The sequence below is a fragment of the Prevotella sp. C0209C1 genome (genome assembly GCF_056583855.1).
On sequence record NZ_JBWPJP010000066.1, the window covers coordinates 1 to 2437 of the forward strand.

At 44.1% G+C, this 2437-nt stretch carries 3 protein-coding genes and 1 pseudogene; all 4 read right to left on the bottom strand.

What is annotated here, in order from left to right:
• A pseudogene (locus AC1DCD_RS10165) lies at positions 1 to 185 on the bottom strand (relaxase/mobilization nuclease domain-containing protein); the annotation flags it as partial.
• Entirely contained in the window at positions 169 to 600 is a 432-nt protein-coding gene (locus tag AC1DCD_RS10170) for a plasmid mobilization protein (RefSeq protein WP_464641374.1), read from the bottom strand. The gene AC1DCD_RS10170 and the pseudogene AC1DCD_RS10165, both read right to left, overlap by 17 nt.
• Before the next feature lie 340 nt (positions 601 to 940).
• Positions 941 to 1330, bottom strand: coding sequence for a DUF3408 domain-containing protein (locus tag AC1DCD_RS10175; RefSeq protein WP_353586085.1), 390 nt, complete (start codon positions 1328 to 1330; stop codon positions 941 to 943).
• A gap of 47 nt (positions 1331 to 1377) precedes the next feature.
• Positions 1378 to 2358 (bottom strand): toprim domain-containing protein, encoded by a 981-nt coding sequence (locus tag AC1DCD_RS10180; protein ID WP_353586084.1) that lies wholly within the window; start codon positions 2356 to 2358, stop codon positions 1378 to 1380.
• Positions 2359 to 2437 lie beyond the last annotated feature (79 nt).

The following is a 2437-nucleotide window of genomic DNA, read 5'->3' on the forward strand; positions in this document are numbered from 1 at the left end:
ATGCGTAGGAACTTGTTCCTGCAACGGCTGTTGTAGTTACTGACCACTTTCATTTCCTCATAGATAGTCTTTGGATCTCTGCTGCAAAGATTGTGGAAGGCAAGCCGACTACCGAGTTTGCCTTCCCTGAAAATATAGTCCAAAGCTGTGCTGCCGTGCGCTATCGCCTTACATTTTCCTATCATTTCTTGTTAGATTTAAGACCTTATATACCTCATCGTCCACACGAAAATGCGGGTCGTAAAATCGCTTAAATGCTTCTTTGGCACATAGCGAGAGGTTCTTTGTGATATGTAGCCAATCTTCGTCCTTGACCTTGATGAGGTTGGAAACCTGTGCGTAGTACATTCCCGTTCGGTGGAGTACGGCAATGGCTTCCTTTTCATTGTCGGTCATCTTGGGAACGGCTGTTACTTCTCCGTTAAGGAGTATTTCCCGACAATAATCGGAGAATTTCCGTCCCGTGCTTTCCGCCCTTGATTTGATACGTTTCTTTTCTTCACTGGTACATCTTACCTTGATGAACTCCGTTTTGTTCATCCGCTGTTCTTCTTTATCCTGTTGCTGCCATCGGGCAGTTTTTCCCTTGTATCTTTTCATATAAGTTTCTTTGAAAGTTTATCATTGTAGATGATTCGTTGTTGCTTAAATTCTGAACCTTGACCGATGAGAACGGAGTGATTACGGTCTAATCTCCCCGACAGTTTGACGAGGGGAGCAAGAGCAGTTTGTGGGTACAAACTGACGTCTTGCAATATCAGCTGAGATACCGATAACGCCTTGGGGCGTTTCCCCTACCGAAAGTGAATGCACGGCATTCTGTGTCTAACTGCGTTCGTGGCATTTCCTCCTTTCTGTCTTTTAGACAATAACATAGTCTTCGCTTCTTTTGGAAAAGGGACGACCTTTCCAAGAAAAGCCCTCGCTCCTTTTTTCGTGCTTATAGCTTTCTCCACTTCTCTATATCCTCGTGATATTCCTCCAAATGACTGCGCACGAGGTTCTCCATGAAACTTGAAAGGTTGCTGCCCCTGTCGCCCAATCTTCGCACGATAAGGTCTGCACATTCCTGTGTTTCCTTGCACAGATAGACAGCCTTCCTATTACTGAGTTTAGCAGGTAAAAGATAGGCTTGCTTGTAGGCTTCAAGTGTTTTCTTTCTCATCTTGGCACTGATGCGTTTCTGAACGGTTACGTTCTCAGTATTCCGTGCAGACTCAGAGTGCATGGTATTCTCTGTGTCCTGCTTGTTCGTTGGTCTGTCTCTTTTAGAAACCGCAGTCGCTTCTTGTGAAGTAGATTCGTTCTCTGTTTCATCTTCCACACCCAAGAATCATGAAAGGTCTTTGTCGCTCATCATAGTTTCCTTTTCCATTTCTATTTCATTTTAAGTTTAACTTGTTTTGATTTCTTGTTTTGTCCTGTAATTGATATGTGTGTCTGTTCCTGTGCTTTCCGTTTCTGCTGCTCACGGACACGGCTGACATGAAAATCGTTGAGATCCTTGAAGTCTTGGTAATGTATGTTCATGTCCTCAACATGGAAGCCTGCCTTTATGAAATCTTGAACAGCCCTCCGTCCTGCTTCATCATTGTCAAGGAAGGCACGGATATGGGTAAGGTGTCGGTCATTCAAATAGCGGATAGTCCTTACCACATTGCTTACGGAGTTCATCACAAGACAGTGGTGGATAACTTCTTCTTTCATTAAAAGAAAGGATAGAAAGTCCATAAACCCCTCGAATATACAAACTGGCTCAACTCTGTCCGTAAATATCGGAGTAATATTCTTTGGTGCTATTGTGCCCTTGAATATTCCATTATCCCGAAGCTCATAGCCGCCAGAGAGATTGGCAAAGCCGATGGCTTGATAGTGCAGCCCTCTTACCTCATAGCTGATACAACGCAGAAAGGGCATAGCCTTTTCTAAGTTGATGCAGCGGTCTTCCTCAAGATACTTTAATAAGTGTGGAGGTAAGGTGTCTGATATTTCTATCAGGCTTCTTACTCCACTTGCGGATGCCATAGGTATGCTACTTCTTTTCATTGCCATGTCTGCCTTTTGAGAACTACAAGCAGTGCTATCGGGTGCGTTCCGTCCCAAAATGCGGATGGCTTCCGACAATGTGCAGCCATCCAATCGCATACAAAGGTCGATAATACTTCCACCTCTGCCTTCGGCATAGTCTATCCAAAGGTTCTTCTCAGTGTCCACCTTGAAACTTGGATGTGTGTCTTCACGAAGCGGTGAATGGTAAAGGGCATAGGCTGGTATCCTGCGCACTGGTTTGATACCTTTCCTTTCAAGATACTCCACTATGGGGTATCGCTTGATGCGTGATAAATCTTCTTCTTTCATTGTTAAGTAACTAATCAAAATTAAGCGACATGTTTAGAGAAGTTTATACGCAACCCCTTTCCGATATCTGCCAAAGCTC

Excerpts from the sequence above, each read along its gene's own strand:
- AC1DCD_RS10170 (WP_464641374.1), bottom strand. The coding sequence starts at position 600 with ATGAAAAGATACAAGGGAAAAACTGCCCGATGGCAGCAACAGGATAAA.
- AC1DCD_RS10180 (WP_353586084.1), bottom strand. The coding sequence starts at position 2,358 with ATGAAAGAAGAAGATTTATCACGCATCAAGCGATACCCCATAGTGGAG.